Genomic DNA, 23,160 nt, shown 5'->3' with positions numbered 1-23,160 from the left:
CGAACCGGTGGGAGCCGAACCGGTGGGAGTCGAACCGGTGAAGTCGAACCGGTGGGAGCCGGACCGGCGGGCCGGTCCTACGAATCAAACACATGGTGGGGGATCAGCAGCGAACCGTCCCGCAGCCGGGACTTTGCCCCGGCGCACCGGGTAACGTCGGGGCGTGTCCGCCGACCCCCTGCACAGCGCCGGAACGCCACCGCGCAGCACGACGAGCCCGCCGCCCGGTGGCACGGGGGCGAGCGCGATCGAGGTCCGTAGAAGCGCCCGGCGCCGCCGGACCGTCTCCGCGTACCGCGAGGGCGATCGCACCATCGTGCTGATCCCCGCCCGGATGTCCAAGGCGGAGGAGCAGCGCTGGGTGACCGTCATGCTGGACAAACTCGCTGCTCAGGAGAGCAGGCGGGTGCTGGGCGACGCCGAGCTGGGCGAGCGCGCGGAGCGGCTGTCGGCCCAGTACTTCGCCGGCCGCGCCCGGCCGGCCTCCGTGCGCTGGGTCACCAACCAGAACACGCGCTGGGGCTCGTGCACCCCGGCCGAGGGCAGCATCCGGCTCTCGCACCGCTTGCAGGGGATGCCGGACTACGTCGTCGACTACGTGCTCTGCCACGAGCTGGCGCACCTGCTGGTCCCCGGTCACGGGCCCGACTTCTGGCGGCTGCTCGAGGCCTATCCGCGCACCGAGCGGGCCCGCGGCTACCTGGAAGGGGTCGTCGCCGCGGGACGACTGCCGCACGTGCCCGGCGCGCGCGACGAGCGGGAGGCCTGAGCCCGGTCGTGCGAGCGGGCGGGCGTGGTTGTGTACCGGGTTCGTACCGACGACGGCCGCCCGGAGCCGTTGTCGGTCTTTGCCGTTAGCCTGGCGCGACGCACTCACATTCGGGATGGGGGACGGTCGTAACGCATGGCCAGGGAATTCCAACGCGGCCACAAGGCCAGGATCAGTGACCTCACGGCGGGCACGGATCTGTACGTAGGCGTGCAGATATCCGCCCCCGGACTGACCTTCGACATCAGCTGCTTCGGCCTGGACGCCGACGAGCGTCTCTCGGACGACCGTTACTTCGTGTTCTTCAACCAGCCGAAGTCCCCGGAGGAGTCCGTCCAGCTGCTGGGCGCCCAGGCGGGCGACACGGAGTCGTTCCGGGTCACGCTCGACCGTGTCCCCGAGCACATCCGGAGGCTGTCCTTCACGGCGACCATCGACGGTGCCGGGCAGATGTCGCAGGTCGCGCCCGGTTATCTGCGGATCGTGGCGGGCGGCGAGGAGGTCGCGCGGTACTCCTTCAGCGGCGCGGAGTTCTCCACCGAGCGGGCCGTGATGCTCGGTGATTTCTACTTCAAGGACGGATGGCGCTTCGCCGCCGTCGGGCAGGGCTTCGACGGCGGTCTGGAAGCGCTGCTGAAGAACTTCGGCGGCGAGGTGGCGGAGGAGGAGGCCGAGACCCCCGCCCCGCAGCAGCCGCAGCCCGGCGCGACCCCCGGCTTCGCGCCGCCCGCCCGGGCCACGGCCCCGCCCGCGTTCGGGGCCCCCGCCGCACCCGCCCCCGCCCAGGCGCCCGCACCGGCCTTCGAGCCCGCCCCGGCACCCGCCCCGCAGGGCTTCGCCCCGCCGCCCGGCCACACCCCGCCCCCCGCCCCGGCCCCGGCACCCGCCCCGAACATGCACGGCGCGCCGACGGTCATCGCCCCGATGACCCCACCCGCGGCCGGCATCGTCCCGCCGCCCGCCCCCGCGCCCTACGGCCGGCCGCCCCAGCAGTCGTCGTACGGCGGCGGGCCCGGCGCGCCGCTGCCCCCGGGGTACGGCGGCCAGCCGGCCCCGCCCATGCCGCCCGGCTACGGCCAGGTACCCGGCCAGCAGGCGGCCCCCTACGGAGTGCCCCAGGGCGCGCCCCAGGGCGGCGCCGGGGTGACGGCCGCGCTCCAGGCGTTCAAGGAGACGCCGACCGGGCAGCGCTGGACGCAGCAGAACAAGAAGCTGATCCGCGTCGACCTCGGCATCGGCGGCCAGCCCGTGCTGGCCCGGCAGGGCAGCATGGTGCTCTACCAGGGCAAGGTCGACTTCAGCTACAAGGGCGCCGGTTTCGCCGGGCGGATCGTCGGCAACGCCACCGGCCAGGAGATGCAGCTGATGCGCTGTACCGGCCAGGGCCAGGTGTTCCTCGCCGACAACGCCACCCATCTGCACCCCGTCGAACTCCAGGGCGACGCCATCTGCGTGTCGGCCGAGAACGTCCTCGCCTTCGACGAGAGCCTCCAGTACGAGGTCCGCCGCGTCGAGGGGCACGGCATCCCGGGCGGTGCGCTCTTCACGATGCAGTTCCAGGGCACCGGCACGATCGTCGTCAAGACGCACGGCACGCCCGTGGTGCTGCCGGTCACGCCGACCACCTTCGCCGACTGCAACGCCGTCGTCGCCTGGTCGGCCGCCTCCCAGGTGATCGTCTCCAGCCAGGTCCGGATGCGCCGCAACGCCTACCCGGGCGACACCGGCGAGAGCGTCAACCTCCAGTTCCGGGGCGCGCCCGGCAACTTCATCGTCGTCCAGCCGTACGAGGTCTGAGGGAGCCCGTCATGAACCAGCCGCTCGCGGGCTTCGCCCCCGCACCCGTCACCGCCCGCATGGAGAACCACGGCAGTCACATGCTGAAGGTCGCCCTACAGACCGGGAACGACCTCCTCGCGCGCGTGGGGTCGATGGTCGCCTACGAGGGTTTCGTCCAGTACGAGCCCAACCCGCCGGCCGTCCGCCAGATCGCCCGCGACTGGGTCACCGGCGAGGGCGCGCCGCTGATGAAGTGCTCCGGTGACGGCCTGCTCTATCTCGCCGACTACGGCGCCGACGTCGTCGTGATCAACCTCGACGGCGACGGCATCTCCGTCAACGCCACCAACCTCCTCGCCTTCGACGCGCACCTCACCTGGGGCGTCGAGCGCGTGAAGGGGCTCGCCAAGTTCGCCGGACAGGGCCTGTGGAACACCAGGATCTCCGGTCAGGGCTGGGTCGCGCTGACCTCCCGGGGCAAGCCGATCGTCGTCGACTGCGGTGGCGGCGAGGACGAGACGTACGTCGACCCGGACGCGCTCGTCGCCTGGTCACCGAACCTGAAGGTGAAGGGCAAGCGCAGCTTCAAGGCCCAGTCGCTGATCGGCCGGGGCAGCGGTGAGGCCTATCAGATGGCCTTCTCCGGCCAGGGCATCGTCGTCGTCCAGCCCAGCGAGGACAGCACCGACCGGCTTCGGTTCCGGGGCTGAGGGGGAGTCAGAGAACGCCATGCAGAGTCCGCTTTTCGCGCACAACGATTCCCAGACCCGGGACCGCTGGAGCCTCCAGAACACACAGATGCTCCGGATCACCCTGGAGGGCCACGACGACCTCCTCGCCCGCAAGGGCACCATGGTCGCCTACCAGGGCCTGGTCGAGTTCGACGCCGAGTACCGCGCCAACGGCCAGGCACGCGCGCGTGCGTACACCGGCGAGGGCCTGGACCTGATGCGCTGCCACGGGCAGGGCACCGTCTACCTGGCCAACCTCGCCCAGCACGTGCACATCATGGACGTGGAGCAGGACGGCCTGACCGTCGACAGCTCCTACGTCCTCGCCATGGACTCCTCGCTGCACCACGAGGTCATCGCCGTCGACAGCCTCTACGGCATCTCCGGCTCCGGGAAGTACCAGCTCAACATCACCGGGCGCGGCAAGGTGGCCCTGATGACGTCGGGGGCGCCGCTGCTGATGCGGGTCACACCCGACACGTACGTCAACTGTGACGCCGACGCGATCGTGGCCTGGTCGACCGGGCTGCGCGTGCAGATGCAGGCCCAGACGCACTCATCCGGGGTGTGGCGCCGGCGCGGCAGTACGGGCGAGGGCTGGGAGCTGAGCTTCATGGGGTCCGGGTTCGCGCTCGTCCAGCCCAGCGAGCTGCTGCCGCCGCAGAACGCCCAGATCGGACAGGGCCTCGCCGCCCAGTTCGGTATGGGGCAGCAGGGCGCGCGCGGCCAGAACCAGGGGAACGTCTGGAGCTGAGCCACGGCGGGCGCGGGGGGTGACCGCCACGGCGGTCACCCCCGCACCGCCGTCAGAGCCTCGCGCGGGTGGCGTCCAGCAGGCGCACGACCGACTCGTCCGCCACGCCCGCCACCTCGCCGTAGGCGTACCAGCGCAGGTCGAGCGACTCGTCGCTGATCTCGTGCACCGCGCCGGGCGGGGCCAGCACCGCGTACTGGACGTCGAAGTGCCAGTGGCACGGCGCGGGAATCGGATGCCGGTCCAGGCGCACCGGGCCGCCGGGCAGCGGCGTCAGCCCGGCGATGCCGGACTCCTCGGCCGCCTCCCGCAGGGCTGCCTCCCGCAGTGTGGCGTCGCCCGGTTCGCAGTGGCCGCCCATCTGGAGCCACATCCGCAGCTTCCGGTGCAGGGTGAGCAGCACCCGGCCGTGCTCGGGGTCGATCACCAGGGCGCTGGCCGTGATGTGGCCCGCGTGGCAGGCCTTCCACATGCCGTCCGGATGCGCAGCCAGGTGGTCCAGGTAGGCCCGGCGCAGCTCGGGCTGGTCCTCGTACCCCTTCAGGACGAGGACCGCGTCGTCGTACAGGCTCACTCCGCGTCGTCGCCCTTGCCCTCGTCGCCCTTGCCGTCGTCCTTCGCGTCGTCGTCCTTCTTGCGCAGGTCGGGGCCGCCCGCCGAGCCGTGCGCGGCCTCGCCGAGCATCTTGTCCAGCTCGGAGAAGTCCAGCTGCTCGCGGTGCACGAAGCCGTCCGGGTCGTCCAGGTCGGTCGCGGTCGGCAGCATGTCCGGGTGGGCCCACAGGCCGTCCCGGCCGTCGACCCCGCGCGCGTCCGTGAGCGAGGCCCACAGGCGCGAGGCGTCACGCAGCCGGCGCGGGCGCAGCTCCAGACCGATCAGCGTCGCGAACGTCTGCTCCGCCGGCCCTCCGGTGGCCCGGCGGCGGCGCAGCGTCTCGCGCAGGGCGTCGGCGGACGACAGACGCGGTTTCGCGGCCGCGTGGACCACCGCGTCCACCCAGCCCTCCACGAGCGCCAGAGCGGTCTCCAGACGGGCCAGCGCGGCCTTCTGCTCGGGCGTGTCCTCGGGCTGGAACATGCCCTGCTGGAGCGCGTCCTGCAACTGCTCGGGGTTCTGCGGGTCGAACTGGCCGACCACGTCCTCCAGCTTCGCCGTGTCGACCTTGATGCCGCGCGCATAGCCGTCGACCGCGCCGAACAGGTGCGAGCGCAGCCACGGCACGTGCGCGAAGAGACGCTGGTGAGCGGCTTCCCGCAGGGCCAGATACAGCCGCACCTCCTCCTGCGGCACGCCCAGGTCCTTGCCGAACGCCTCCACGTTCGCCGGGAGCAGGGCGGCCCGCCCGGACGGGCCCAGCGGCAGGCCGATGTCGGTCGAACCGACGACCTCGCCCGCGAGTACGCCGACGGCCTGCCCGATCTGCGTGCCGAACATGGCGCCGCCCATCGAACGCATCATGCCGATCAGCGGGCCCGCCATGGCCTGCATCTCCTCCGGCAGGACGTCGCCCATGGCCGCGCCGACGCGCTCGGCGACCGGGTCCACCAGCTCCTTCCAGGCGGGCAGGGTCGCCTCGACCCACTCCGCGCGGGACCAGGCCACCGCCGAGGCGGAACCCGACGGCAGGGACGTGGCGTCGTCCAGCCACAGATCGGCCAGGCGGACGGCCTCCTCGACCGCCCTGCGCTCGGCCGGACCGACGCTGGCGTCCTTCGTGCCGTCCGGCGTGCCCTGGGAGACCGTCTGGCGGGCGATCTGCTTGGCCATGTCCCAGTTCACCGGGCCGCCCTCGTACGAGAGCATCTGGCCCAGCTGCTGGAAGGCCGCGCCCAGGTCGGTGGGGTTCAGGGAACCGAACATGGCCGCGAGCGGATTGTCGGCGCCGGGGCCGCCGAAGCCCCCGGCTCCGGGCAGGTCGCCGAAACCGAACGGACCGCCCGGTCCCTGCCCACCACCGCTCTGCTGGTCCTTCTTCTTGCCCTCGTCGCCGTCCTCCGGCTCCTCCGGCGGAAGGCCGAAACCGAATGGGGTGTCACTCACAGGATTCCTCGGCTGGTAAGGCCACCGGTTTCGCTCCGGCGGCGCGGCTGCCCGACAACACCACCCAGCGTAGACACCCGGACCCGATCGGGCCTCGGTGCTTGGCCCACGGAAGGCCTGCGGCAGGATGGATGCACCTGGTACGTACGCGTCAGTCGCGCCCGTACTGAAGACAACCGCTGGAGACGCCCGGTGAGTTCCCCAGATCCACAGGTTCGCGCAGCGCGAAACCCCTCAACCACTCCCGCCGCGCGCGGCCCCGTCGTCGCGGTGACCGGCGCCGCCGGCGGGGTCGGCGCCCTGCTCACCGAGCGGCTCGCCGCGTCCGAGGAGGTCAGACAGGTCCTCGCCATCGACGAGCGGCGCGGCGAGTGCGCCGACGCGCAGTGGCACATCCTCGACGTGCGCGACCCCGCGATCGCGGACAAGCTGCGGGGCGCCGACGTGGTCGTCCACCTCGCGCTCGACATCGATCTGGAGACCGATCCGGCGGCGCGCACGGCTTACAACGTCCGGGGGACGCAGACCGTCCTGACCGCCGCCGCGGCGGCCGGCGTCCACCGGGTGGTGCTGTGCACCTCGGCGATGGTCTACGGCGCCCTGCCGGACAACGAGCTGCCGCTGTCGGAGGACGCCGAGCTGCGTGCCACCGCCGAGGCGACCGGGGTCGGGGACCTGCTGGAGATCGAACGGCTGGCTCGGCGGGCTCCGCGCGCGCACCCGGGACTGAACGTCACCGTGGTACGGCCGGCCGTCCTCGTCGGCGGGACCGACACCGCGCTGACCAGGTACTTCGAGTCGCCGCGGCTGCTCGTCGTCGCCGGGTCGCGGCCCGCGTGGCAGTTCTGCCATGTCGAGGACCTGTGCAGCGCTCTGGAGTACGCCGTCCTGGAGAAGGTCGACGGGGAGCTGGCCGTCGGCTGCGACGGGTGGCTGGAGCAGGAGGAGGTCGAGGAGCTGAGCGGGATCCGGCGGATGGAGCTGCCGTCGGCGGTCGCGCTCGGCGCGGCGGCCCGGCTGCACCGGATCGGGCTCACCCCGTCCCCGGCGGGGGACCTGGCCTACACGATGTACCCCTGGGTGGTCAGCGGGAGCCGGCTGCACGACGCCGGGTGGCGGCCGAAGTGGGCCAACGAGGAGGTGCTCGCGCAGCTCCTGGAGGAGGTGTCCGGGCGGCACACGGTGGCCGGACGGCGGCTGGGACGCAAGGACGCGACGGCCGCGGGCGCCGCGGGGGCGACGGTGGCCCTGCTCGGCGCGGCGGCTGTCGTACGGCGTGCCCGGAAGGCGCGGCGCCGGGTGTGAGCCCCGGGGCACCGGCTCTGGGAGCCCCCCCGGCGGGCTCCGCTCCGTCAGCCCGCGTGCCCGCCCGCTCTCGCCTCCTGGCCCATTGCCAGCCCGGCTCTCGCCTCCTGGGCCCGGTTCATGCCCGCCCGGCTCCCGCTCCCGCTGCCTGGGCCCGGCTCCTGCCCGCCCGCACTCGCCTCCTGGACCAGGCCGGTGCCGGTCAGGCTGCCGCCTGCTGGGGCTCGTCCGTGCGCACCCGGTTCCGCGTCCTGGCCGCCGGCCTGTGCCCGGCTGCTGCCTCCCCCGGCCCCGGACCCGCCTCGCGACCCCGCCGGGGCGTGGCTGTAGGAGCATCCAAGGTGGCACGCGCGTGTGACGGGTGAACCTCGTATTCCCCGATGCCGGGTGGGTGCGGCACGATGGGGCCATGGCGCACACGAACGACCATCCCGGTGAGCAGGCCGCCCCGGATCCCATCAGGCTGATCGGCATCCGGGAGACCGCGCTCTCCGTGGACGAGGTGTTCCGGGCCGTCGGGGACGACGCGGCCGGGGGCATCGCGTTGTTCGTGGGTACCGTGCGCAACCACGACGGGGGCGCCGACGTGGACGCCCTCGGCTACTCGTGCCATCCCAGCGCCGAGGCCGAGATGCGACGGATCGCCGAGAAGGTCGTCGCCGGTCACCCCGTGCGGGCGCTGGCCGCCGTCCACCGGGTGGGCGACCTCAGGGTCGGGGACCTCGCCGTCGTCGTCGCCGTGGCCTGCCCACACCGCGCGGAGGCCTTCGACGCCTGCCGGCAGCTGATCGACGACCTCAAGCACGAGGTGCCGATCTGGAAGCACCAGAGTTTCTCGGACGGCACCGAGGAGTGGGTCGGCGCCTGCTGACCCGTTCGGCGGCGGCCGTTCCCCCGATCGCCGTCACGTCCGGCGCATCCGGTTGCGTAACCGGCACCCGCGCGTGAGCGTTGTCCCTGCGGACGGTTAATCTGCTGATCAGTTAGTTGCGGACGCTCATGGGTACGGGAGGTCGGCATGGCAGTCCTTGTCTGGCTGCTGATCCCGCTGGTGGCCGCGGTCGGCGGCGGCCTGTGGGGCAGTTGGGCCAATCGGACGCGCAAGGCGCGCAGTGACGGGCCTGAGCTGGACGGATACGCCCGTTTCCGCGAGGCGATGGAGCGGTCCCGCACGGGCGCGGGCAAGGCGTGACGAGGGTGCCCTGACGGTGCGCTGACACAGCTGTCCCGTACTGTCGTGACATGCCACGCCGCACCGCGACGATGCTCGCCTCCACCCTGATGCTGATCGCGCTTCTGTGCGCGGGAGTGCTCATCCCCGTGCCGTACGCGGAGATGTCCCCCGGCCCGACCGTGAACACGCTCGGAGACCACGACGGCGAGCCGGTGCTACAGATCTCCGGGCACACGACCTATCCGACGGACGGTCACCTGAACATGACCACCGTCCGGGTCACCAGCGCCGACTTCCGGATGAACCTGGTGGAGGCCGTCCACGGCTGGCTGTCGCGCGACAGCAAGATCGTCCCGCACGACACGCTCTACCCGGACGGCAAGACGGAGGAGCAGTCGACCCAGGAGAACGCCGAGGAGTTCAGCCAGTCCCAGGAGAGCGCCAAGGTGGCCGCCCTGAAGAAGCTGGGCATCCCGGTGCGGTCCTGGGTGATCGTCTCCACCGTCGTCAAGGACTCCCCGGCGCAGGGCAGGCTGCACGCCGGTGACGTGATCAAGGCCGTCGACGGTACGAAGGTGAAGCAGCCGGCCGACGTCGCCAAGCTCGTGACCAAGCACAAGCCCGGTCAGGACGTCGTCTTCACCGTCGTCCCGGCCAAGGAGCAGGCCGCCGCGGAGAAGGCGCACCGGACGGCGAGCGGGACGCGGGACGTCACCCTCACGACCGCGACGTCCGCCGACGGCGGCGCCAAGCGGGCCATCGTCGGGATCTCCGCCGGGACCGACCACACCTTCCCGTTCACCATCGACATCAAGCTCGCCGACGTGGGCGGCCCGAGCGCCGGTCTGATGTTCGCGCTCGGGATCTACGACAAGCTCACCCCGGGCAGCCTCACCGGCGGCACGTTCGTCGCCGGCACCGGCACCATCGACGACAACGGCACGGTCGGCCCGATCGGCGGCGTCGAGATGAAGACCGTCGGCGCGCGCAGCAGGGGCGCGCGGTACTTCCTGACGCCCGCCGACAACTGCGCGGCAGCCGCCAAGGACACCCCGAGCGGGCTCACCCTGGTCAAGGTCAGAACGATCGGGGACGCGCTGGAGGCGCTGAAGGACATCCGCGGCAAGGACACCGCCGCGCTGCCCACGTGCACCGCCAAGGGCTGAGCGGGCCGGTACGCGGAAGGGGGCGCCCCATGTGCTCACGGGGCGCCCCCTTCCGCGTACGGGACGTCAGTCCGCGAAGGTCGCCGCCAGGGCCTCCGCCAGGCCGGGCACCAGGGCGGGGCCGGTGAGGACCTCCGTCGGGGTGTCCTTCTCGCGCAGCCGGAGCGCCGACTCGCGGCTGCCGTCGCGCAGCACCGCCACCGTCATCCGCACCTCCTGGCGCTCCGGGTGCTGGGCCACCCACCTGGTCAGTCCGGCCTCGTCCAGGCCGGACGGGACCTGGGCCTCGGCGGACGGCGGCAGCATCAGGCGCTCCACCGTGAGCGCGCAGCCGACGACGGCGTCGGGCCAGGCGATGGTGCCGAGGAACTCGTCCAGCGGCTTGCCGGACGGGATCTCGTCCTGCTCGATCGGGGTGAGACCGGTGGTCTCGGGCTCGTCCTGGAGGCCCAGCTGGGCCGCGAGCGAGGGTTCCTGAACCCGCAGCCGTGCGGTGTCGACGAGGGCGAAGAGGCGGGCGGGCTGGTCCCAGCCGAGGCCGGAGGCGTACTCGTCGATCTCGAGTACGGCCCGGGTGAGCGGGCTCGCTGCCATGGGAGTGTTGGACATGGTCACAATCCTGCCTCGTTCACGGCCGGAATCGGGAACCGAGTAAACCGTGAGTAAGTTGCATAGGTGTGGGCCCACGATCACGGGGGGCCACGGCGGGCCCGCGAACACGGGGGTCTGACGGATCGACAGCGACTTCGAGGTGCGCACCTTGGCTTTCCAGATGCCGGACCGCGGCGGAGGCCCGACAGGGCCGCGGATGAGAGCGGGCCGCCCGTCCCGGCGTGTCCGGACCCTGCTCATGACCCTGGGCGTCCTTGCCGTCCTCGGCATGGCGTTCACCATGTTCGCGGGCTTCTGGACGGACTGGCTGTGGTACCGGTCGGTGCACTACTCGTCCGTGTTCACCACCACCCTGTGGACCAAGATCGGGCTGTTCTTCGTCTTCGGCCTGCTGATGGCGGTCGCGGTCGGGGTCAACATCTGGCTCGCGCACCGGCTGCGGCCCCCGCTGAGCGCCATGTCCATGGAGCAGCAGAGCCTGGACCGCTACCGGATGGGCATCGCGCCGTACAAGAAGTGGCTGCTCCTCGGGGTCACCGCACTCGTCGGGCTGATCGCCGGCGCGTCGGCGGCGGGCCAGTGGCGGACCTGGCTGATGTGGGTCAACGGCGTGCCCTTCCACCAGAAGGACCCGCAGTTCCATCTCGACGTCTCCTTCTACGCCTTCGACCTGCCCTGGTTCCGCTTCCTGCTGGGCTTCGGCTTCGCCGCGGCCGTCCTGTGCCTGATCGCCGCCGCGCTGACCCACTACCTGTACGGCGGGCTGCGGGTCACCAGCCCCGGCGCGCGGGCCACCGCCGCCGCGACCGGGCACCTGTCGGTACTGCTCGGCATCTTCGTGGCGCTGAAGGCGGTCGCCTACTGGCTCGACCGGTACGGCCTCGCCGTGAAGTCCAGCGACTTCAAGGCGACGGACAACTGGACGGGCCTGCGCTACGTCGACGCCAACGCCTATCTGCCGGCCAAGACGATCCTGTTCTGCATCGCCGTCATCTGCGCGCTGCTGTTCTTCGCCACCCTCTGGCGGCGCACCTGGCAGCTGCCGGTCATCGGCTTCGGCCTGATGGTCCTGTCGGCGATCCTGATCGGCGGGCTGTACCCGGCGATCGTGCAGAAGTTCCAGGTCCAGCCGAACGAGCAGGCCAAGGAAGCGCCGTACGTCCAGAAGAACCTGAAGGCGACCCGCGAGGCGTACGACATCGACGACACCCAGGTCACCGAGTACCCGGGCAAGTCCACCACGCAGGACCGGACCACACTGCGCGACGACGCCAACGACGCGGCCAGCATCCGCATCGTGGACCCGAACATCGTCTCGCCGACGTTCCAGGTCCTCCAGCAGATGAAGAACTATTACGGGTTCCCGACCAACCTGGACGTCGACCGGTATCCCGCCAAGGACGGCGAGGACGGCAAGAACGGTAAGGATCAGGACACCGTCCTCGGTCTGCGCGAGCTGAACCTCAGCGGCATCCCGAAGAACAACTGGATCAACGACCACTTCCGCTACACGCACGGCTTCGGCGTGGTCGCCGCCAAGGGCACCGAGGCGAACCCGAACGGCGAACCGGTCTTCACCGAGTACGACCTGCCGTCCCGGGGCGACCTCGGCGCGTACCAGCAGCGGGTCTATTACGGCGAGAAGACCACCACCTACTCCATCGTCGGCGGTCCCCAGAAGGAGATCGACTACTCCGACAACGACGGCGAGAAGACCACCAGTTACCGGGGCGGCAGCGGCGTCAACCTCGACAACCCGGTCAACCGGGCCGCGTACGCGGTGGCGTTCAACGAGCCGCAGATCCTCTACTCGGGCGCGATCGGCAAGGGCTCGCGGATCCTGTACAACCGCACCCCCAAGGAGCGCGTGGAGGCGGTCGCCCCCTGGCTGACCATCGACGGTGACGCCTACCCGGCGGTCGTCAACCACCGCATCCAGTGGATCGTCGACGCGTACACCACCACGAACGGCTACCCGTACGCCTCCCGTACGACCCTCGGGGACACCACGGCCGACTCGCTGACGGCGACGAACAACTCGCGCGCGGTGGTGGCCCAGCAGAACCAGGTCAACTACATCCGCAACTCGGTGAAGGCGACCGTCGACGCGTACACCGGTGACGTCAAGCTCTACCAGTGGGACACCAAGGACCCCGTGCTGAAGACCTGGATGAAGGCCTTCCCCGGCACGGTGAAGCCGAAGAACACCATCTCCCCGGACCTGCTGGACCATCTGCGCTACCCGCAGGACCTGTTCAAGGTCCAGCGCGAGCTGCTCACCCGCTACCACGTGACGGACGCGCAGACGTTCCTCACCGGCAGCGAGGTGTGGCAGGTGCCGGACGACCCGACCAACAAGTCGGGCAACGCGGTACCGCCGTACTACCTGAGCATGAAGATGCCCGACCAGACCAAGCAGGCGTTCTCGCTGTCCACGACGTTCACGCCCAACGGCCGGTACAACCTCAGTGCGTTCATGTCGGTCGACGCGGAGGCGGGCAGCAGCGAGTACGGCAAGATCAGACTGCTGAAACTGCCGACCAGTACGACCGTCGACGGCCCCAAACAGGTACAGAGCCAGTTCAACTCCGAGCAGGACATCGCCGCCGCGATCAAACTCCTCAAGGGCGGCGACTCCGACATCGAGTACGGCAACCTGCTGACCGTGCCGCTGGACGGCGGCCTGCTCTATGTGGAGCCCGTCTACGTACGCGGTGGCGGGCTGAAGTACCCGCTGCTGCGCAAGGTGTTGGTCACCTACGAGGGCAGAACCGCGTTCGAGAACACGCTCGAAGGGGCGCTCGACAAGGTCTTCGGTACGAAGAGTTCGGCGACCAGGCCACCGGACACCGGCACCACCAACCCGCCCGACACCGGCAACCCGACGGTGAAGCAGGCGCTCCAGGACGCCCAGAAGGCCTTCGACGCCGGACAGCGGGCGCTGAAGGAGGGCCCCGACTGGGGCGCGTACGCCACGGCGCAGAAGGACCTGAAGGACGCGCTGAAGCGGGCCGAGGACGCCCAGTCCAAGGCCGGCGGGACCAGGGGGTAGAACGGCGGCTGATCAGGCACCCCCCGCGCCGTGGTACGGTTGACCTGCAACGGCGCGGGGTGGAGCAGCTCGGTAGCTCGCTGGGCTCATAACCCAGAGGTCGCAGGTTCAAATCCTGTCCCCGCTACTGCATCGAAGGCCCGGATCCCATCAGGGATCCGGGCCTTCGTGGTGTGCGAACGCAGATACGGGGGCAGAGAAACCGCCGCGCCGCCGTGGGGAGTTGGGCGATATGTGTTTGACTTGTCTCCCTGTGGGCATGTCGACAAAACGCTGAAGTGACCTTACGGGTTGCGGTATACCGGGTGTACCCAGGTTGCGGGTGGTGCGACGATGGACGTTATGGGGGACAAGGGAACTCTGTTCGAGACAGGGCGATTTGTGCAGCCTTCCGGCGCGGAGCCGGTCCGCGACGAGCTGGGCGACATGGGGGAAGCCGCCGAGGAGACCCGCCTCGCGCTCGCCGCGCAGAGCGGCGACGCCGAGGCGTCGAGCGTCCTCGGAGCCATGCTGCTGCGCCGCGGCGACCTCGACGCGGCCGAATCCCACCTGCGTGCGGCCACCGCGGCCGGTGACCGTGCCGCCGCCAACAACCTGGGCGTCCTGCTGCACCAGCGCGGTTACGCCGACGAGGCGGCCGGCTGGTGGCGGATCGCCGCCGTCGCCGGCTCCGCGGCCGCCGCGCACGCCCTCGGCCGCCACCACCGCGAGCGCGGCGACGAACCGGCCGCCGAGTACTGGCTGCGCCAGTCCGCCGAGCAGGGCCACGTCCTCGGCGCCTACGCGCTCGCCGACCTGCTGGAACACCGCGGGGACGTCGGCGCCGAGCACTGGATGCGGGCCGCCGCGGAACGCGGGCACCGGGAGGCCGCCTACCGGCTGGCGCGCGCGCTGGACCGTACGGCCGGGCACGGTGAGGAGACCGCCGCCGACAACGCTGTCGCGGAGGCCGAGCAGTGGTACCGGCAGGCCGCCGCGCGCGGCCACCGCCGGGCCGCGCTGCACCTCGGGGCCATCCTGGAGAAGCGCGGGGAACTCAAGGAGGCCGGGCGCTGGTACCTGACCTCCGCCAAGGACGGCGAGCCGCAGGCCGCCTGCGCGCTCGGATTCCTGCTGCGCGACGCCGGGGACACCGAGAGCGCGGCCGTGTGGTGGCTGCGCGCCGCCCAGGACGGCGACGGCAACGCCGCCAACGCGCTCGGCGCGCTGCACGCCGAGCGCGGCGAGACCCAGACCGCGGAGCGCTGGTACCGGGCCGCGCTGGACGCCGGCGACGACAACGGCGCGTACAACCTGGGGCTGCTCTGCGCCGCGCAGGGGCGCACCGCGCAGGCCGAGCAGTGGTACCGGCGGGCCGCCTACGCCGGGCACCGGGAGGCCGCGAACGCCCTCGCCATCCTGCTGCTGCGGGGCGGTGACACCACCGGGGCCGAGCCGTGGTTCTCCAAGGCCGCCGAGGCCGGCAGCGTCGACGCCGCGTTCAACCTCGGCATCCTCTACGCCGGGCGCGACGAGGACGTCATGGCGCTGCGCTGGTACGAGCGGGCGGCCGCCGCCGGGCACGCCGAGGCCGCGCTCCAGGTCGGGATCGCCCGGCTGCGCGAGGGGGACGAGCAGGAGGCCGAGCGGCACCTGCGCTGCGCGGCGGGCGGCGGCAGCGCGGAGGGCGCGTACCGGCTGGCCGCCCTGCTCGACGCGCGCCGACCGCTGGAGCCCGCGCACGAGCTGGGCGAGATCGTGCACGAGAAGACCGAGTGCGAGGAGTGGTACGAGCGCGCAGCGTCCCAGGGGCACCGACGGGCGCAGGTGCGGGTCGGCATGCTCGCCGCGGCACGGGGCGACGTGGTGGAGGCGGCGCGGTGGTACCGGGCGGCGGCCGAGGCCGGGTCGCGCAACGGCGCGTTCAACCTGGGGCTGCTGCTGGCACGGGAGGGCAGCGAGCCGGAGGCCGCCGTCTGGTGGGCCCGCGCCGCGAACGCCGGGCACGGACGGGCGGCCCTTCGGCTGGCCCTTGTCTACGCGCGTCGCGGTGAGCTGGCGGAGGGCCAGAAGTGGGCCGACAGGGCCGTCGCCCTGGGCCCGGCGGAGGTCGCGGAACGAGCGGGCCGACTGCGGGACGCACTCCGGGAAGAACTCTCGGCCTGACCGACACCGCGGGCCGTGTCCGCTGGCACCGAACGGGGCTGCCGGATGGGTGGGTGCCGGGTGCCGGGTGCCGGGGGGTGGGGGGCCGGGGTGGTGGCGCGGGTCGTCCGGCCCGTCCCCCCAGGGAGTGCCGGCCGCGCATTCCCGCCTGGGCGGGTGCGGGAGTGCCGGGGTGGTGGCGCGGGCCGCCCGGCCGGCCACACGGGGTGCCGACCGGATCGCCGTCTCGCGGGTGCCGGCGCGGCGGCGCGAACGCCTGCCGCGACGCCTGGTGCCCGCGCTGTGGCGTGGATCGCCTGCGGTGCCGGCCCCGGCCCCACGCCGAAGCGGGCGGGGCCGGGGGAGTCGGAGCCCGGCAGGCGCGCCACGGCTCAGGGCGGAACACCGGCATCGGTGTACCCCGGGGCGGCGCAGGCGATCCGCGCCGCGGGGATGCGGGGACCGTCGCCGGGGGAGTGGCTGGTGGGCGGGGGTGTGGGTGGCGTGGGAAGGGATTTGCATCGTACGGGTGGGGTCGCGTACTGTCGTGTTTACCGACGCGGGGTGGAGCAGCTCGGTAGCTCGCTGGGCTCATAACCCAGAGGTCGCAGGTTCAAATCCTGTCCCCGCTACTCAAGGCCGAGGGCCGGAACCCAGAGATGGGTTCCGGCCCTCGGTGTTTTCCTGGTCGACAGAAAAAGCCCCGGTGCCGGGTCAGGGCATCGGGGCTCTCGGCCGGCGTCTCGTCAGATGCTCACGCAGTTGGGGCACAGGCCCCGGTACGTCACCTCTACGTCCGACACCGTGAAGCCGAACCGCTCGGAGTCGGGGAGATCGGCGAGGGGGTTGCCCGTCGGGTGGACGTCACGGATCGAGCCGCACCGGGCGCAGACCAGGTGGTGGTGCGGCTGGTGCGCGTTCGGGTCGTACCGCTTGGCGCGCTTGTCCGTCGTGACTTCCAGCACCTCACCGAGGGTGACCAGCTCGCCCAGCGTGTTGTACACGGTCGCCCGGGAGATCTCGGGCAGCTTCGCGACGGCCCGCGCATGGACCTCGTCGGCGGTCAGATGGACGTGCTCGCCGTTCAGGACCTCGGCCACCACGCGCCGCTGCGCGGTCATCCGCCATCCGCGTCCACGCAGCCGTTCCAGTAGGTCGCTCATAGCTACCAGCCTAACAGGAAGCAGGACCAGGTCGGGAATAGGTGTGACTTTGGAATGACGTTTGACTTAGACAAAGTCCATTGTAGGATCGAACCCGGCTTCGGGCTACAGGACAGGACGAGTCAGTGATGACGCAGGAGGCGCACGTGACGCAGGGACCGCTCACCACGGAGGCCGGTGCCCCGGTCGCCGACAACCAGAACAGCGAGACGGCGGGCGTCGGCGGGCCGGTCCTCGTCCAGGACCAGCTGCTGCTGGAGAAGCTGGCGCACTTCAACCGGGAGCGCATCCCGGAGCGCGTGGTGCACGCCCGCGGCGCCGGCGCCTACGGCACCTTCACGGTGACCGCCGACGTCACGCCGTACACCCGCGCCGCGTTCCTCTCCGAGGCCGGCAAGCAGACCGAGGTCTTCCTGCGCTTCTCGACCGTGGCCGGCAACCTCGGTGCGGCGGACGCCGTCCGCGACCCGCGCGGCTTCTCGCTGAAGTTCTACACCGAGGAGGGCAACTACGACCTCGTCGGCAACAACACCCCGGTGTTCTTCATCCGGGACGCGATCAAGTTCCCCGACTTCATCCACACCCAGAAGCGCGACCCGTACACCGGCTCCACGGAACCGGACAACGTCTGGGACTTCTGGAGCCTCTCGCCAGAGTCCACACACCAGGTGACCTGGCTGTTCGGCGATCGCGGCATCCCGGCGTCGTACCGCCACATGGACGGCTTCGGCTCGCACACCTTCCAGTGGAACAACGAGGCCGGCGAGGTCTTCTGGGTCAAGTACCACTTCAAGACCGACCAGGGCATCAAGTGCCTGACCGCCGACGAGGCGGACGTCCTGGCCGGCAGGGACCCCGACTCCCACCAGCGCGACCTGCGCGAGGCGATCGAGCGCGGGGAGTACCCGAGCTGGACCGTGGGTGTGCAGATCATGCCGGCGGCGGACGCGGCGGCCTACCGCTTCAACCCGTTCGACCTGACCAAGGTGTGGCCGCACGCGGACTACCCGGTCGTCGAGATCGGCAAGCTGGAGCTGAACCGCAACCCGCGCAACGTCTTCGCCGAGGTCGAGCAGTCCGTCTTCTCCCCGGCGCACTTCGTGCCGGGCATCGGCCCCTCGCCCGACAAGATGCTCCAGGGCCGGCTGTTCGCGTACGGCGACGCCCACCGCTACCGCGTCGGCATCAACGCCGACCACCTGCCGGTGAACCGTCCGCACGCCACCGAGGCACGCACCAACTCCCGCGACGGCCACCTGTACGACGGCCGGCACGGCGGTGCGAAGAACTACGAGCCGAACAGCTTCGGCGGGCCGCAGCAGACCGGCCGGGCGCTGTGGCAGCCGTACGGCGGCTTCACCGGCGGCACCGGCGACCACCCGACGCCGGTGCACGCCGAGGACAACGACTTCGTGCAGGCCGGCAACCTCTACCGGCTGATGACGGAGGAGGAGAAGGAGCGTCTGATCGCCAACCTAGCCGGCGCGATCTCCCAGGTCTCGCGCCAGGACATAGCCGACCGCGCGATCGGCAACTTCCGCAACGCCGACGCCGACTTCGGCAAGCGGCTGGAGGCCGCGGTGCAGGCGCTGCGCGGCTGAGCCGGCCGCCTTCGCGGCCGGGCGGGCCGGACCCCACGGTGCTCGGGGTCCGGCCCGCTTCGTGTGCTCAGAGGGCGGGTGCGGGCTCGCGGGCCGGCGCCCAGCGGCGGATGATGTCGCGGACCGAGACGATCCCGGCCACCTCGCCGCGGTCCAGGACGACCAGGTGCCGGAAGCCGCCGTGGGCCATGGCGCGGGCCGCCTCCTCCAGGGTCCAGGTCGGAGTGGCGAAGACGACGTCGGTGGTGGTGTGGGCGTGGATGCGTTCGGCGTCCGGGTCCTGGCCGAGGCCGACGGAGTTGAGGATGTCGCGTTCCGTGAGGATGCCGACGCCGCCGGCGTCCGGGTCCAGGACCACGGCGGCGCCTATGCGGCGCGCCGACATCAGGGCTGCTGCCTGGCGGAGGGTGTGGGCGGGGCCGAGGGTGAGTACCACCGTGCTCATGGCGTCACGGACGAGCATGAAGGGGCCACCTCCTGAGGATGTCCTGCCTGTGTGCACGCCCGGCGCCGGAGGCGCCCGTGCGTCGCTGCACAAGTTCACAAGCGGGGGTGGACCCAGAGTGCCAGGCAAAGGGAGGGTCAACAAGGGGGCGCGCGACGCCCGTCGACGGCGTACGCGCGCTTTTCCCGTGTGTCAGCCGCGCTTGGCGAGATACCCCAGCAGCTCGTCGTGGAGCAGTCCGTTGGACGCCGCCGCGTTGCCGCTGTGCGGGCCCGGACGGCCGTCGAGGCCGGTGAAGGTGCCGCCCGCCTCCGTCACGATGATCGCGGTCGCGGCCATGTCCCAAAGGGACAGCTCCGGCTCGGCACAGATGTCGACGGAGCCCTCAGCGACCATCATGTACGGCCAGAAGTCGCCGTACGCCCGGGTGCGCCACACCTGGCGGCTGAGGTCCAGGAAGCCGTCCAGGCGGCCCTGCTCCTCCCAGCCGGTGAGCGAGGAGTAGGCGAACGAGGCGTCCGCGAGCCCGCCGACCCGGGAGACGTGGATACGGGACGCGGCGGTGAGGTTGCGGCCGGTGAAGGCGCCGTGGCCCTTGGCGGCCCACCAGCGGCGGCCGAGGGCGGGGGCGGAGACGAGGCCGACGACCGGCTCGTAGCCGCCCTCCCCCGCTTCCATCAGGGCGATGAGCGTCGCCCACACCGGGACTCCCCGGATGTAGTTCTTGGTCCCGTCGATCGGGTCGACCACCCAGCGGCGGGGGCCGGTGCCCTCGACGCCGTACTCCTCGCCGAGAACGGAGTCCCTGGGGCGGGCGCGCTGGAGCCGGCTGCGGATCACTTCCTCCGCCTCCTTGTCGGCTTCGCTCACCGGGGTCATGTCCGGCTTCGTCTCCACCTTGAGGTCGAGAGCCTTGAAACGGGACGTGGTGGCGGCGTCGGCCGCGTCCGCGAGGACGTGGGCGAGTCCGAGGTCGTCGAGGTAGTCCGGCATGTGAGGAACGGTATCCGCCAGGTGGGCACAGGGGCTACCAGGACTCGGGTGACCGGGTGCGGCGCACGGGTGACAGTCGGCTGCGCGCCCGCCCGCGCTCCCGCGGCGGACCGGTCGCGGGAGCGTGGGCTCCGACGGCCGAAGCCCGCCCCCCTGCCGTCGGGGACCCTTGACAGTGCGTACGGGCGCGTCAAATCTGGGCGCAGAGTCGCTGTGCCCCAGGGAGGCGAGGATGCCTGCTGCCCGGGAGTCCCTGCTGGACGCCGCCTACACGGCGCTCACGCGCCGGCCGTGGTCCGCGGTGCGGATGGTCGACGTCGCCGTGTCGGCCGGAGTGTCCCGGCAGACCCTGTACAACGAGTTCGGCAGCAAGGAAGGACTGGCCAGGGCGCTGGTGCGGCGGGAGGCCGACGGATATCTGGCCGGGGTGGAGCGGGCGCTCGGCAGTGCGGCCGAACCACGGGACCGGCTCACCGCCACCGCCGAGTGGACTGCCGTCGCGGCCCGGGAGAACGCCCTGGTCCGGGCCATGCTCACCGGCAGCTGGACGGAGCGGCTGCCCGACCCGCCGCTCGCCCCCGTCCCCTCCTCCAGCGCGGTGCCGGCGCAGCGCCGGGCGGACGGGCCGCTGCCGGCGCCCTCCGATTTCGTACGGATGGTCCGGGACCGCGCGGTGACCGTGCTGGCCGGTCCCGGCGCCTCCCCGGCCGACACCGCCGAACTGCTCGGCTGCTGCGAACTGGTGGTACGCCTCGCTCTGTCCTGCGTCGCGGCCCCGCCCGGGGAGGGTGGCATCGCCGGGCTGGTACGGGCGGTCCTGCCCCGGCACCTGGTGTGAGCCCGGTTGGTCCCGGTGCCGGGAGCGGCTTCCCGGGCCCGTTGCCGCGGCCTGTGCCGGAGCGGGCATCGGAGGCGTGATGCCGGGGCCTGTGCCGGAGTGGGCTCCTGAGCGTGATGCCGCGCTCCGTGCCGGAGCGGCTCCCGGCTCGATGCCGCACCCCGGGTGGGAGCGGGCTCCCCGGCGGGACGCCGCGCCTCCGGTCGCCTGTCGGCGGAAGGGTCGCGATGCTCACCCGGCTCGCCCCTACGGCCTTCCCCGGCGCGGCCTCCCTGGTCCGCCGACGCCGGACCGCACTCCCGCTGCCCCACCCGCCCCCTGCGCCGGCCCCGCGCGTGACCTGCGCCGGTCCCCGCGCGTGACCCCGCGCCGCCCCCCGCGCCCGTGACCACCTGATCCCCGCCCCCGCCGTGAGGGACGGTCGCCGACGCCGCCGGCCCCCGGCCCGGGTTCACGGGGCCGCGGGCCGGCGGCGCCGGCGCGGGTGGTGCGGGGTGTGCGGGGCGGGGGTTCAGGCGCCCTGGGTCTCGCGGGGGCCGGCGGGGACCTCCTGGGTGCCCTGCGGCACGGCGGTGGGCTCGGCACCGCCCTCCGGCCGGTCGGCGAGCTTGAGCCAGACCACGCCGACGATGATCAGGCCCAGCCACATCGCCTGGGTGGCGGTGAGGGTCTCGTCGAAGAAGACCGGGCCGAGCAGCGCCGCGCCCGCCGAGCCGATGCCGGCCCAGACGGCGTAGCCGAGAGCGACGTCGATGGTGCGCAGCGCGGCGCTCAGCGCCCACAGCGTCAGGAGGAAGAACACGACGGCGACCAGCGACCACGTCAGGCGGGTGAAGCCGTGGCTGCCTCCGACGGAGAGGGCGTAGCCGACCTCGAACCCGCCGGCGAGGAGGAGCATCAGCCAGGAGTTGGCGGAGGAGGGGCTGGTGTCGGACATGTGCGTGGGTCCTTTCGGGAAGTGGAGGGGGCGGGCGGCGGCGTGCGGCTCAGGCGGCACCACTGAGCTGGAGGCCGACGACGCCGACGATGATGGCGAGGATGCCCAGCGCCTTGCGCCAGGTCAGACGCTGGCCGAAGAGCAGCGCGCCCAGCAGGGTGATGCCGATACCGGCGACGGAGGTCCAGATGGCGTAGCCGACACCGACGTTGAAGGTCAGCAGCGCCTTGCTGAGGAAGTAGGTTCCGATGGCACCGCTGACCAGGGTCGCGATGGTCCACTTGCGGTTCTTGAAGCCCTCGGCCTTGCCGGCCGCGATGGCGACGGCGATCTCGAAGATGTCGGCGATGGCCAGGTAGAGCCACTGCATGGCGGGTCCCTTCGTTCGTGTGCGGACCGGCGCGGCGGGGGCGGCGCGCCGTGGGGTGCGCCGTACCGGGTGAGCGGTCGCGGGCACGGGGAAGCGGGGGTGGGCCGGGGTGTCAGGGCACGCGCCGGCCGGTGGGCGAGGAGGCGGGTGGTGTGCTCAGCATCCGTCGATGCCGCAGGCGGCACCGCTGGCGACGGCCTGCTCGGCCTGGATGTCGAGCACGGCCTTGCGGATCTGGGCCGTGGAGGGGACGCCCTCGATGCGGTGGCGTTCGCCGATGACGAGGGTGGGGGCGACGGAGACGCGGTAGGCGGCGGCGGTGCGCAGCGCCTCCTGGTGGGCGGCGGTGTAGGTGCCGTCGGTCAGTGCCTGGGCGAATCCGTCCCCGTCCAGGCCCAGTTCGCGGGCGATGTCGGTGAGGACGTCCAGCCGGCCGATGTCCCGGTTCTCCTGGAAGAACGCGCGCAGCATGCGCGGGGTGTACTCGGCGGCACGGCCGTGCTCGGCGGCGTACTGGTAGCCCTCGAACGCCAGCCGGGTGTAGGGCTGCGGCGAGACGGTGGGCAGGGTGATGTCCACGCCCATCCGGCGGGCCATCGGGTAGACCGAGCGGGCCCAGATCGCCGGCAGGTACTCGTCCTCCGGCCGCAGGGTCGGGGTGGGGTGGGGCCGCAGTTCGAAGGGCATCCACTCGATCTCGACGTCCAGGTCGCGGGTGGCCTCGTGCAGCGGGCCCTCGGCGAGCATGCAGAACGGACAGACGTAGTCCGACCAGACCTTGATGGCGACCGTGCTGGTTCGCGTCTCGTTGTCGTTCACATCCGCCTCCGGTTCAGGGCGAGGAATTCTTCGAACGGCTCCGTCCCCTCCGGGACCGGCAGCGAGGTGACCTTGACCGGCCACTGGGCCGGGTCCTGCGCGAAGATCGAGTACGACCCCGAGTAGTCGAAGCCGTAGCGCGCGGCCGTCTTGCGGTCCACCACGTGGACGATGTGGCTGACGTTGAAGTACAGCGAGGCCATGTAGCACAGGGCACAGGGCTCGCCGGAGGCGAACAGTGTGGCCCCGGCGGTGGCGTGCAGCCCGTACCTGGCGGCGGCCTCCCGCAGCGCCACCACCTCGGCGTGCGCGGTGGGGTCGTTGTCCTCGCGCACCCGGTTGAAGCCGGTGCCCAGGATGCGGCCGTCGTTGACCACCACGCCGGAGAACGGGATGCCGCCCTTGGCGACGTGCTCGCGGCTGATGCGGACCGCCTCGCGGGCGTACTCGGTCAGCTCGCTCTGTGAGATCTCGTAATGGGACATCGT

22 protein-coding genes and 2 tRNA genes are annotated in these 23,160 nt (G+C 72.0%); 14 read left to right on the top strand and 10 right to left on the bottom strand.

Annotated elements, in window-relative coordinates; translation table 11 throughout:
• Positions 1-163 precede the first annotated feature (163 nt).
• From AB0F03_RS09940 to AB0F03_RS09925, 4 genes are all read left to right on the top strand, one after another.
• Entirely contained in the window at positions 164-769 is a 606-nt protein-coding gene (locus AB0F03_RS09940; RefSeq protein ID WP_361988335.1) for a M48 family metallopeptidase, read from the top strand.
• A gap of 135 nt (positions 770-904) precedes the next feature.
• A complete protein-coding gene (locus AB0F03_RS09935; protein ID WP_361988333.1) occupies positions 905-2,566 on the top strand; it encodes a TerD family protein in 1,662 nt (553 codons plus the stop codon).
• 11 nt (positions 2,567-2,577) lie between these two features.
• Positions 2,578-3,258: an AIM24 family protein gene (locus AB0F03_RS09930; protein WP_361988330.1), complete on the top strand. Its 681-nt coding sequence runs from the start codon at positions 2,578-2,580 to the stop codon at positions 3,256-3,258.
• A 19-nt stretch (positions 3,259-3,277) separates the two neighbouring features.
• Positions 3,278-4,033 (top strand): AIM24 family protein, encoded by a 756-nt coding sequence (locus AB0F03_RS09925; protein ID WP_361988327.1) that lies wholly within the window; start codon positions 3,278-3,280, stop codon positions 4,031-4,033.
• A 52-nt stretch (positions 4,034-4,085) separates the two neighbouring features.
• Here the strand turns inward: AB0F03_RS09925 and AB0F03_RS09920 are convergent, their stop codons facing one another.
• On the bottom strand, positions 4,086-4,607 hold the full coding sequence (locus AB0F03_RS09920; RefSeq protein WP_361988325.1) for an NUDIX hydrolase: 522 nt from the start codon (positions 4,605-4,607) through the stop codon (positions 4,086-4,088).
• A complete protein-coding gene (locus AB0F03_RS09915) occupies positions 4,604-6,073 on the bottom strand; it encodes a zinc-dependent metalloprotease (RefSeq protein ID WP_361988323.1) in 1,470 nt (489 codons plus the stop codon). The genes AB0F03_RS09920 and AB0F03_RS09915 overlap by 4 nt, the downstream gene beginning before the upstream one ends.
• A gap of 192 nt (positions 6,074-6,265) precedes the next feature.
• Between AB0F03_RS09915 and AB0F03_RS09910 the strand changes: the two genes are divergently transcribed.
• The 4 genes from AB0F03_RS09910 (at position 6,266) to AB0F03_RS09895 (ending at position 9,718) form a co-directional block, all read left to right on the top strand.
• The gene (locus AB0F03_RS09910) at positions 6,266-7,378 is read left to right on the top strand and encodes an SDR family oxidoreductase (protein ID WP_361988320.1); all 1,113 of its coding nucleotides are present in this window, start codon (positions 6,266-6,268) and stop codon (positions 7,376-7,378) included.
• 409 nt (positions 7,379-7,787) lie between these two features.
• A complete protein-coding gene (locus tag AB0F03_RS09905; RefSeq protein WP_361988318.1) occupies positions 7,788-8,249 on the top strand; it encodes a molybdenum cofactor biosynthesis protein MoaE in 462 nt (153 codons plus the stop codon).
• Positions 8,250-8,396: 147 nt separating this feature from the next.
• Positions 8,397-8,570 (top strand): hypothetical protein, encoded by a 174-nt coding sequence (locus tag AB0F03_RS09900; RefSeq protein WP_361988315.1) that lies wholly within the window; start codon positions 8,397-8,399, stop codon positions 8,568-8,570.
• A gap of 50 nt (positions 8,571-8,620) precedes the next feature.
• Positions 8,621-9,718 carry a PDZ domain-containing protein gene (locus AB0F03_RS09895; RefSeq protein ID WP_361988312.1) on the top strand — a complete coding sequence of 366 codons (1,098 nt, stop codon included), beginning with the start codon at positions 8,621-8,623 and terminating at the stop codon, positions 9,716-9,718.
• Positions 9,719-9,784: 66 nt separating this feature from the next.
• On the opposite strand, the gene AB0F03_RS09890 is transcribed toward AB0F03_RS09895, so the two are convergent.
• A complete protein-coding gene (locus AB0F03_RS09890) occupies positions 9,785-10,327 on the bottom strand; it encodes a PPA1309 family protein (protein WP_356819925.1) in 543 nt (180 codons plus the stop codon).
• 163 nt (positions 10,328-10,490) lie between these two features.
• Here AB0F03_RS09890 and AB0F03_RS09885 point away from each other — a divergent pair, with 163 nt between their 5' ends.
• The 4 genes from AB0F03_RS09885 to AB0F03_RS09870 all read left to right on the top strand — a co-directional run bounded on the left by AB0F03_RS09885 (position 10,491) and on the right by AB0F03_RS09870 (position 16,138).
• The gene (locus AB0F03_RS09885; protein WP_361989103.1) at positions 10,491-13,382 is read left to right on the top strand and encodes a UPF0182 family protein; all 2,892 of its coding nucleotides are present in this window, start codon (positions 10,491-10,493) and stop codon (positions 13,380-13,382) included.
• Between the two features lie 53 nt (positions 13,383-13,435).
• Positions 13,436-13,509 (top strand) — tRNA-Met (locus tag AB0F03_RS09880).
• A 206-nt stretch (positions 13,510-13,715) separates the two neighbouring features.
• Positions 13,716-15,527 carry a tetratricopeptide repeat protein gene (locus AB0F03_RS09875; RefSeq protein ID WP_361988308.1) on the top strand — a complete coding sequence of 604 codons (1,812 nt, stop codon included), beginning with the start codon at positions 13,716-13,718 and terminating at the stop codon, positions 15,525-15,527.
• Positions 15,528-16,064: 537 nt separating this feature from the next.
• Positions 16,065-16,138, top strand: a tRNA-Met gene (locus AB0F03_RS09870).
• Between the two features lie 114 nt (positions 16,139-16,252).
• Here the strand turns inward: AB0F03_RS09870 and AB0F03_RS09865 are convergent.
• Positions 16,253-16,669: a Fur family transcriptional regulator gene (locus AB0F03_RS09865; RefSeq protein WP_361988305.1), complete on the bottom strand. Its 417-nt coding sequence runs from the start codon at positions 16,667-16,669 to the stop codon at positions 16,253-16,255.
• A gap of 146 nt (positions 16,670-16,815) precedes the next feature.
• Between AB0F03_RS09865 and AB0F03_RS09860 the strand changes: the two genes are divergently transcribed.
• A complete protein-coding gene (locus AB0F03_RS09860; protein WP_361988302.1) occupies positions 16,816-18,270 on the top strand; it encodes a catalase in 1,455 nt (484 codons plus the stop codon).
• Positions 18,271-18,337: 67 nt separating this feature from the next.
• Here AB0F03_RS09860 and AB0F03_RS09855 read toward each other — a convergent pair whose 3' ends face one another.
• Both AB0F03_RS09855 and hisN read right to left on the bottom strand, forming a co-directional pair.
• Positions 18,338-18,733, bottom strand: a complete 396-nt coding sequence (locus AB0F03_RS09855; protein WP_361988299.1) for a CBS domain-containing protein — start codon at positions 18,731-18,733, stop codon at positions 18,338-18,340.
• Positions 18,734-18,907: 174 nt separating this feature from the next.
• A complete protein-coding gene (hisN, locus tag AB0F03_RS09850; protein WP_361988297.1) occupies positions 18,908-19,708 on the bottom strand; it encodes a histidinol-phosphatase in 801 nt (266 codons plus the stop codon).
• A 232-nt stretch (positions 19,709-19,940) separates the two neighbouring features.
• On the opposite strand from hisN, the gene AB0F03_RS09845 reads away from it, so the two are divergent.
• Positions 19,941-20,546: a TetR/AcrR family transcriptional regulator gene (locus AB0F03_RS09845; RefSeq protein ID WP_361988296.1), complete on the top strand. Its 606-nt coding sequence runs from the start codon at positions 19,941-19,943 to the stop codon at positions 20,544-20,546.
• A gap of 511 nt (positions 20,547-21,057) precedes the next feature.
• Here the strand turns inward: AB0F03_RS09845 and AB0F03_RS09840 are convergent.
• The 4 genes from AB0F03_RS09840 to AB0F03_RS09825 form a co-directional block, all read right to left on the bottom strand.
• The gene (locus tag AB0F03_RS09840) at positions 21,058-21,483 is read right to left on the bottom strand and encodes a multidrug efflux SMR transporter (RefSeq protein ID WP_361988294.1); all 426 of its coding nucleotides are present in this window, start codon (positions 21,481-21,483) and stop codon (positions 21,058-21,060) included.
• A 49-nt stretch (positions 21,484-21,532) separates the two neighbouring features.
• On the bottom strand, positions 21,533-21,853 hold the full coding sequence (locus AB0F03_RS09835; protein WP_121790555.1) for an SMR family transporter: 321 nt from the start codon (positions 21,851-21,853) through the stop codon (positions 21,533-21,535).
• Between the two features lie 156 nt (positions 21,854-22,009).
• Positions 22,010-22,672, bottom strand: a complete 663-nt coding sequence (locus AB0F03_RS09830; RefSeq protein ID WP_361988292.1) for a DsbA family oxidoreductase — start codon at positions 22,670-22,672, stop codon at positions 22,010-22,012.
• Positions 22,669-23,157 (bottom strand): nucleoside deaminase, encoded by a 489-nt coding sequence (locus AB0F03_RS09825; protein WP_361988291.1) that lies wholly within the window; start codon positions 23,155-23,157, stop codon positions 22,669-22,671. Before AB0F03_RS09825 ends, AB0F03_RS09830 begins: the two co-directional genes overlap by 4 nt.
• Positions 23,158-23,160: the final 3 nt, after the last annotated feature.

This window comes from Streptomyces sp. NPDC028722 (assembly GCF_040637655.1).
Taxonomy (GTDB): Bacteria; Actinomycetota; Actinomycetes; order Streptomycetales; family Streptomycetaceae; genus Streptomyces.
This window is presented reverse-complemented; position numbering and strand designations above follow the sequence as displayed.